Source organism: Streptomyces sp. NPDC002835 (genome assembly GCF_053591995.1).
On the sequence record NZ_JBSFUW010000086.1, the window covers coordinates 1 to 7,616 of the forward strand.

The window sequence follows — 7,616 nt, forward strand, 5'->3', positions numbered from 1 at the left end:
TACGCTCGCGATCCCGGCGTCCCGGCAGGCACGGGCAACGCGGACAGCGATTTCGCCACGGTTGGCGATGAGCACCTTGCGCACGATGGCTCCCTGATTGCGTGAGTTGGGCGGACCGCTGCAGCGTCAGCGTGGACGCGGTGACATCTGTAGTCGGCTCGGCCCCGAACAATGCCTGCGGCGAGGTCCTGACCAGGACACGCCCGGCGGCAGTACGACACCTCTGCCGCAGTCGACTGGGACGGGCGGCGGGGCCGGTTGATCGCGCCGCCCAAGGCGCTCGGGTGCCCCCCGGTGATGCCCGCCCCGCGCGCCGGGTCGCCGCCGCAGCCGACGGCAGTGGGTTCTCTCTGCGAAGCGGTCACAGCAAGGGAGCCTGTCCGCTGCCCCGGAACCCTCGGCCTCCTGGCAGCACTGCCCCCGCCTCCGGCCGGTACCGGACGCGGGTGGGCAGGAGCAGCACCGGTACTGCCGACGGCCGGGCGGCGACGAGGGTCATGGCACACCTTGAGAGCGCAGGGATGAGGAGTGGCCCGTGAGCGGGGCATCACGGTGGTGGCGTGGTCGCCGTTCACGCCACCTTAAGGATTGTTCAACGATTCTTCAATACGGCGCGTCGGTCTTTCGCCCCGTGAGCCTTGTGGCCCGTAGGCACCACCAGGCACCAGTCAATCCGCGCCCCGCCCGCCGTTCGCGCCCAGATCCACGCGGTCGCATGGAGCGGCCGTCCGAAGCCGCGGATGAGAGCCCCACCTTGCCGAGTGGAAAGCGTCGTCCGCTCCTGTTGTGGAGAGCGCCCCAGTCCCTGGTGAGCCGCGCTCCTTGCAGAGCTTCCTCGCTCTGACGGAGAGCAGGTCGGCCTTCCCGCGAATGTCGAGGTTGCTGCCGATGCTTGTCCGACGACGCCGGCAGGCGGGTGAAGGCCGAGAAGCCGGACCGCACCCGGCAGGCTGACCCCGTGCCTGGACTCCTCGACGACAACTGCGAAACCCCCGGCTTCCTCGCCGCCCGGTACGCCCCCTGATCGTCTCGCCATATCGACGCCCCCAGGCGCCGGCAATCTGCCACCGGCGCCGCTCCCGCGGCGCCGGGTGCTGTTGTCTCGGAGGGCGGCAGGGCTCTTGACCCCAGCAGAGTTCGAGGAACAGAACCGAAGCTCCTCGAGTCCGAGGCGCGCGTGTGATTCGGCAGCACCATGCGGCTTCGCGGGCTGTGAAGGTCGCGTTCGCAGCCGGGTGCGGCCGTGCGAGGTTCCATCCGACCAATAACCAGGCTGCGTACCGCGTCAATTGGTCGAGGGTGGTGTTGGCCGACCGGCGTGTGGTCTGATCGACTCAGTCGGGAGCAGGGGGTTCCATGCCGGTGGACGAATCGGGCCAGTACCAGGCGGGGGAAACGGCGCTGCTCATCAAGGTGCCTGAAGCCGAGCCGCTCGTGGGCTGGTGGCGGCAGCGGTTCGACTCCTCCGGAGGAGCGAGTATTCCGGCGCACGTAACGGTGCTTTACCCGTTCTTGGACCACAGCCGCATCGATGCCGACGTGCTCGGTGCCCTTGAAGCACTCCTGGGTGCCCAGCGCGCCTTCGAAATTCGGTTCCAGACATGCGGGCGGTTCTCCGATGCGCTCTTCCTGGCTCCGACACCGACCGGTCCGCTGCAGGCTCTGACCCAGGTCGTCTGCGAACGGTGGCCGGAGGTTCCGCCCTATGGGGGTCGGTTCGCCGAGGTCGTTCCGCACCTGACGGTCGCCCAGGGACAGGAGCAGGATGTATTCGACGGGATTGAGGCCGACCTCACCGGCCGCCTGCCGGTCACCGCGCGCGTCGCGTCGGTTCAGCTCCTGGTCTGCGACGGCCAGTACTGGCATGAGCAGGCGGCGTTCCCCCTGCGGTGACGAGAGCGGAATCAACCGAAGGCCGCCTCTCATACGGCCCACTGGCCCGAGAGCTCGCCGTCGTCACGTCCCCAACCCTCCTTGCGCCCCACTGCACTGATCTCCACAGGCCCACCGACCGGCAGGTCGGCGGGCGACCACGGAACTAGTGCTGCATCAGGCAACGTTCCCCCGGTCGTGTCGTGCGAGCTGACGCTCCGGACCTGACGGGCGGGGCTGCGGCATCGTTGTGCCTGGGGCCCGGGATAGGCTCAAGCATGCCATCTCGAACAGGCGGCATGTGGTGGGGCACCACGATCGAAGCGCCAGATCCCAGCGGCTTGGCACAGTTCTACGCCGGACTACTCGACTGGCATATCGGGCACGAGGAGCCGGGAACAGCCATCGTCGCGGCCTCCCCGCAAGGACCGTTCTTCGTGTTCCAGCAGGTGGATGGCTATCCGGCTCCGGTGTGGCCACCGGCCGACGGCGACCAGCGCCCGATGATGCACTTCGACTTCCAGGTCGGAGACCTGGACTCGGCGGTCGCCGAGGCAGTCGCCCTGGGCGCCACCGTTGCGGAGTTCCAGCCGCAGGAAAACGTCCGGGTGCTCTTCGACCCGGCCGGTCACCCATTCTGCCTGTGCCGCGACAACGAGTAGATCGGGCAACGTTTGCCTTGCTGACGACTTCGTGTGGGCGTTCGTCGGCGGCGTGTTTGTTCCGCCAGATGATGTAGCGACGGATCATGCTGCCCTGAACCTTGTGGTTGGCGTGGTCGGTGCCGTCGAGCGCGAAGTAGCGCAGGGCGGTGAAGTGGGCCTCGATCCGGTTGAGCCAGGAGCTGCTGGTCGGGGTACAGGCGATCTCCATGTTGTTCGCCGCCGCCCACGTCGCGACGCGCTGACATCGCTTCGTGGTCAGGTACGGGGAGTAGTCGTCACAGACGATTACTCCCCGCACCTCGGCCGGGTACAGCGAGCGCGGGTAGCGGCAGAACTCCAGGAACTTGGACCGGTTCTTGGCCTTCTTGATGTGACCGTAGAGCTGGTCCTTGCCCAGGTCGTAGGCGGCGAACAGGTGTCGCACTCCGTGCGGGCGGGTGTAGGTCGCCCGTCGGCGGGGTCTCGGCTCACGGTCGGGATTCTTGTGTCTCCCGCCGCGTTCGACCCACTGCCGGCCGGGATGCGGCATCAGAATCAGCGGTCCGAACTCATCTGTGCAGAAGACGACTTCGAGCTCACAGTCCTCGGGTATGACCTCACCGTCGGCGATCGCGTAGAGGCGCTCGACGCGGGCCTTCTTGGTCGCGTAAATCGGGGTCGCGGGAGGTCTTCCAGGTCTTCACGCGTTGAAAGCAGACATCTGCCTCACGGAGCAGGACCCGCAGGCCCTCGTGGCTGATGTCGTCGACCACCCCCTCGGCGACCAGGAAGTCGGCCAGCCTGGTCAGGCTCCAGATGGAGAACGGCAGACCCTGCTCGACCGGCTTGGACTTGGCCATCTTCTTGATCTCGCGGCGTTCAGGCAGCGTGAAGGTCCTCGGCCGGCCTCCCTTGTACTTCGGACAGAGCGAGTCGAAGCCATCCGGCACCGCGTGCCGATCTCCTGCCTTTCGTCTGTCGCTCTTTCGGGTCTAGATGGCAGTGGTGCGGTACGCAGGGCCTCTGTGGCCAGGTCTCTTTGCTCAGGGGTGCATTCGCGCGCCCTTGAGGACCTTGTCCACCGCGTTACGTGACCCGTAGACGGCCAGTCCTACCAGATCGAGCTGGTCCTTTCCCACCGCCCGGACAGCCGCGCGGTTGTCCCGGTCATTGCCCGTGCTGAACAGATCTGAGGTGAACGCGGCCCTCGGCAGCGAGCGGGACAGCGCGCGACCGTGGGCGGCAGTCAGCGTCTCCTTCGTTCCCTCGAAGATCAGAACAGGCTGGCGGAACATCGGCAGATACGCGGTGTCGTCGGCGTCCGCGTACGGCTCGCCGATCACCTCGGGTGACACCGTGCCGAGCCCGCTGACCAGGAACGCAGTCACATTCAGGCGTTGCCACGGCTCAAGGTCGCCGCGCAGCAGGACGGCGATCTTGGTGTCGAAGCGGACAGGCACGTTCTCATCCCTTGCACCGGTCTCGGCCCCGGCCCCCATCCCGGCCCCGGCTCCAGTGTCAGTCTCGTCCTTGGTTCTCATGCTTCGAGACTCCAGGGTGCAGGGCTTCTCCGTCTTGTACGTTCTTTACGTGATGCCCCTGCAGGAGATCTCTGCGTGGCGCCCGCCGGTCGCGGGTGTCGTGGAGGTTTTCCACGCTCACTTCACCGAGCACGCGTACCCCATGCATGTCCACGACGCCTGGACCCTGCTGATCGTCGACGACGGCGCGGTCCGCTACGAGCTTGACCGCCACGAACGTGGCACCCCGAACGACACCGTGAGCCTGCTCCCGCCGCAGGTTCCGCACAACGGATCACCGGCCACCCCTCACGGCTTTCACAAGCGCGTTGTCTATCTCGACATGACGCAGCTGGACGAGAGCTTCATCGGTCCGGCGGTGGACGGCCCGGACGTCGCCGATCCCCTCCTGCGCAGACGCGTCGGGCAGTTGCACACGGCTCTCGCGAACCGGGGAGACGAGTTCGAGGCGGAGAGCCGTCTCGCCCTCATCGGCGAGCACCTGCGCGACCACCTGCGCCCCAGGCAGGCCGTCGGCAGGGCGGGGGCCGACCGCGGCGTCGCCCAGAGCTTGCGTGAGCTCCTCGACGCGCGACTGCTTGAAGTCATGACCCTGGAAGAGGCCGCAGGCCTGGTCCACGCCCACCCCACGCATCTCGTACGTGCCTTCAGCGCCGCCTTCGGCATCGCACCCCACCAGTACGTGACGTCCCGCCGCGTCGACCTGGCCCGACGCCTGCTGCTCGACGGACAGCCGCCGAGCGAGGTAGCGACCGCCGCCGGCTTCTACGACCAGTCCCACCTCACCCGGCACTTCAAGCGATTCGTGGGTATCACCCCCGGCCGGTACGCACGTAGGAAGCATCCGAATGCGGCAGCCTGTTGCTCCCGGCGGTCGGCAGCGCCGGCATGGGCTCAGGGAGAGGAGGCATGCCAGGGGAATCGGTAGGGGCCTGCTTGCCCAGAAGGCCTCCCAAGGGTGCGTTGTCCGCCCTCCGTCGGGTGAACTCCTCGCGCAGCGAAACGGGCACCTTCGCTTCTCGTCGTCCCCTGGAGCTGTGCCCATCGGGTTCCCGCAGCTCGAGCGTCACGAACAAGACCGAGGAATCGCGGCCTGGGGGACGAGCTCGCCGCAGGTCCCCTCTTCGCGATGTGCCCTTGGCCGAGCACGACGATCGATTCCCCGAAGTTTTCTCGGGAATTCCACAGGGTTGCAACGGACCATGAGGAACGCACCTCCCGCCCCGGCACGAGCCGTTGACGGCCGGTTGCTGTCAGGACCCTCACGCCTGACAGCAACCGGCCGCGGGACCGGGCAGTGTGCGAGGTTGCCCGGCAGTCTGTCGGTCACTCCGCGACCGATCAGGACCGAAAGGCCGCGACGAAACGTCCGGCCGGCGATCAGCGCGTACAACTGATCGTTCATGAGAGAGTTGCGCGAGGGGCTTGGTTGGTTGACGTCCACACCCAGTTGCCAGGTGGTCCTTCGGCCGACCGTGCCGAGCGGGCCGCGGAGGTATCCCGCATCCACTGACGCGGCTCGACGCGTTTGAAGCGGCAGCCTGTGCGCGGGAAGAGTTCCTCGGGCTCGTCGCTGCGGATCTCAGCTGCGCGCTCGTTGATCAGGCCAAGGCTGCCCCGTCGGCGGCCCCGCCGACGGCGGCTGCACACGAACATGCGGCGCAGGGTGTCCTTCTCGGCCGAGAGGTGCGGCGCGGTTGCCTGACCGGCGGTGCGGTCCAGGGCGAACCAGTCGTGAACGTCGGCGAGGAACGCGCGCGTGTAGACCCGGGCCACAGAACGTGGACGTCACGAAGGACATGGCCGTCAGGTGAGGAGGCGGCCGGCTGAGTTGACCTGCGTGCCGGCTTCTTCGTCGAGCCGGTCGACGAGGATCATCGCCACATCATCTGTGAGGCGGCCCTCGGTGTGGCGGAGCAGTTGCTGGTGCAGTTCGCCCAGGAAATCCGGTCGGGGGAGGGCGTGCGCCGCTTCCATGGCCTCGGGCAGGCGGAAGAAGTCGTTGCCGGGGCTGCGGGCTTCGATCACGCCGTCGGTGTAGAGCAGCAGACGGTCGCCCGGTAGGAACGGATAGGTCTCGGGCTTTTCGGGAGGGCCGGTGATGAGGTCCTCCAAGCCGAGCGGTGGCAGTGGTGAGGTGGGCATCAGGGCCTGGACTCTGCCCTGGTGCAGCACCAGCGGGGGCGGATGACCACGGTTGATCAGATGCACAACGGGTTTGTCGGGCACTTGGGCGATGAGCGCGGTGACGAATCCCTCCATCAGAGCTTCCTGGTCGAACGCGCCGGGCACGGCCGCCTCCCGGCGCAGCGCGGCCGAGCAGTGGTTCATGACCTCCGCCAGCTCGTCCTCGTAGTGCGCGGCCTCCCGGAACGCGCCCAGCGCCACCGCGACCGCGCGAATGGCATTCAGCCCCTTGCCGCGAACGTCGCCCACGATCATGCGGACGCCGTAGGGGGTATGAACTGCCTCGTACAGATCACCGCCGACCTGTGCCCCGGTCCCAGCCGCGAGGCACAGGCTCGCGGCCCGCACCGGACCCATCCGGGTGGGGACAGGGCGCAGGATGACCTCCTGTGCTGCCACGGCGATGCGGCGCACCTGGTCGAGCTCGTTCTGCCGGCGCGTACGCATCGCGTTACTCAGGATGACACTCGCCACGGAGATCACGAGCAGGCCCAGGAAGTTGCCGTAGACCTGCGGGGTACCCCACGCCTGGTTGTAGGTGGCGGTCGTCACGCTGACGGCCAGAGCGAGGGCTGCCGCGCAGAGGGTGCCTGTCGGCCCCATCGTCAGCGCGGCCAGCGCCGGCGTTGCGATGAGGAGGGGGCCGGTGACCAGACCATGGATGGGCGAGAGCTCGATGCCCAGCACGGCCAGTGCGAGCACGAAGGGCAGACGCTGCGCGAGCGTGAACAGGACCTGGCTGTGACTGCCCGCTCCTGGTCGGGGAAGCGAGCGGAAGAGCGACCGCATGGGTACAGCCTGCCTCGCTGAGGGCCTTGTGTCCTCCCAAGAAACCGGTGACCCGTGGCCGACAGACCTCGGTGCTGTTACGCCCCTGAAGCTTCGCGCCGTTCACGCGGGCGGAGTCCAGAACGACGCGGGAGACATCGATGCGGTCGGCGTCGTTGAGTCGGTGCAGGATCTCCTCGTGCAGCCGGCCCCACTCGCCGGCCCGCGACCAGATCAGGAAGCTGCGGTCGGAAGGCCGCAGCCCGGCGGAAGCTGGGACGGTGTCAGTCACCGGCGGCCATCCTCTCGCCTTGGTCGTCGACGACGGTGTTCCGGGCTCTCTTCTTGCCTGGCTTCGACTGCTTGGTCGGTGGGACATGGTTGGGGATGCCGGGGATCACCCCGGCGCCCGGGTCAAGGCCGGTGAGGCCTCCCAGCTGGAAAGTGGCTTGGCCAGGGCAGACCAGGCTCACATCGTTGATTCGCCGGGGACTGTCTGTTCTGTCCAGATGATCTTTCCTGTCTTGGTGTAGCGCGTGCCCCATCGCCGGGCGAGCTGCGCGATGATCAGCAGGCCCCGTCCTCCCTCGTCCGTGGTCCGGGC

9 protein-coding genes and 2 pseudogenes are annotated in these 7,616 nt (G+C 67.6%); 4 read left to right on the forward strand and 7 right to left on the reverse strand.

Annotated elements, in window-relative coordinates:
- On the reverse strand, positions 1–84 hold an 84-nt coding region (locus ACWD01_RS36595; protein WP_355335748.1), incomplete at its 3' end, for a biotin carboxylase N-terminal domain-containing protein.
- 808 nt (positions 85–892) lie between these two features.
- Between ACWD01_RS36595 and ACWD01_RS36600 the strand changes: the two genes are divergently transcribed.
- The 3 genes from ACWD01_RS36600 to ACWD01_RS36610 all read left to right on the forward strand — a co-directional run bounded on the left by ACWD01_RS36600 (position 893) and on the right by ACWD01_RS36610 (position 2,534).
- Positions 893–1,024 (forward strand): hypothetical protein, encoded by a 132-nt coding sequence (locus ACWD01_RS36600; protein ID WP_451168206.1) that lies wholly within the window; start codon positions 893–895, stop codon positions 1,022–1,024.
- Positions 1,025–1,356: 332 nt separating this feature from the next.
- Complete coding sequence (locus tag ACWD01_RS36605; RefSeq protein ID WP_451168207.1) at positions 1,357–1,893, forward strand: 2'-5' RNA ligase family protein; 537 nt, start codon at positions 1,357–1,359, stop codon at positions 1,891–1,893.
- A gap of 278 nt (positions 1,894–2,171) precedes the next feature.
- The gene (locus ACWD01_RS36610) at positions 2,172–2,534 is read left to right on the forward strand and encodes a VOC family protein (RefSeq protein WP_451168209.1); all 363 of its coding nucleotides are present in this window, start codon (positions 2,172–2,174) and stop codon (positions 2,532–2,534) included.
- 4 nt (positions 2,535–2,538) lie between these two features.
- On the opposite strand, the pseudogene ACWD01_RS36615 reads toward ACWD01_RS36610, so the two are convergent.
- Both ACWD01_RS36615 and ACWD01_RS36620 read right to left on the reverse strand, forming a co-directional pair.
- Positions 2,539–3,460: pseudogene (locus tag ACWD01_RS36615) on the reverse strand (transposase); the annotation flags it as partial.
- Between the two features lie 99 nt (positions 3,461–3,559).
- A complete protein-coding gene (locus ACWD01_RS36620) occupies positions 3,560–4,015 on the reverse strand; it encodes a DUF2000 family protein (RefSeq protein ID WP_451168215.1) in 456 nt (151 codons plus the stop codon).
- A 94-nt stretch (positions 4,016–4,109) separates the two neighbouring features.
- On the opposite strand from ACWD01_RS36620, the gene ACWD01_RS36625 reads away from it, so the two are divergent.
- Positions 4,110–4,985, forward strand: coding sequence for a helix-turn-helix domain-containing protein (locus ACWD01_RS36625; protein ID WP_451168216.1), 876 nt, complete (start codon positions 4,110–4,112; stop codon positions 4,983–4,985).
- A gap of 473 nt (positions 4,986–5,458) precedes the next feature.
- Here the strand turns inward: ACWD01_RS36625 and ACWD01_RS36630 are convergent, their stop codons facing one another.
- The 4 genes and pseudogenes from ACWD01_RS36630 to ACWD01_RS36645 form a co-directional block, all read right to left on the reverse strand.
- Entirely contained in the window at positions 5,459–5,833 is a 375-nt protein-coding gene (locus ACWD01_RS36630; protein ID WP_451168211.1) for a hypothetical protein, read from the reverse strand.
- 30 nt (positions 5,834–5,863) lie between these two features.
- Positions 5,864–7,033, reverse strand: coding sequence for a PP2C family protein-serine/threonine phosphatase (locus tag ACWD01_RS36635; RefSeq protein ID WP_451168213.1), 1,170 nt, complete (start codon positions 7,031–7,033; stop codon positions 5,864–5,866).
- Between the two features lie 91 nt (positions 7,034–7,124).
- Positions 7,125–7,259, reverse strand: a pseudogene (locus ACWD01_RS36640) (IS5/IS1182 family transposase); the annotation flags it as partial.
- A gap of 222 nt (positions 7,260–7,481) precedes the next feature.
- Positions 7,482–7,616: ATP-binding protein (locus tag ACWD01_RS36645; RefSeq protein ID WP_451168218.1), on the reverse strand; the 135-nt coding region annotated here is incomplete at its 5' end.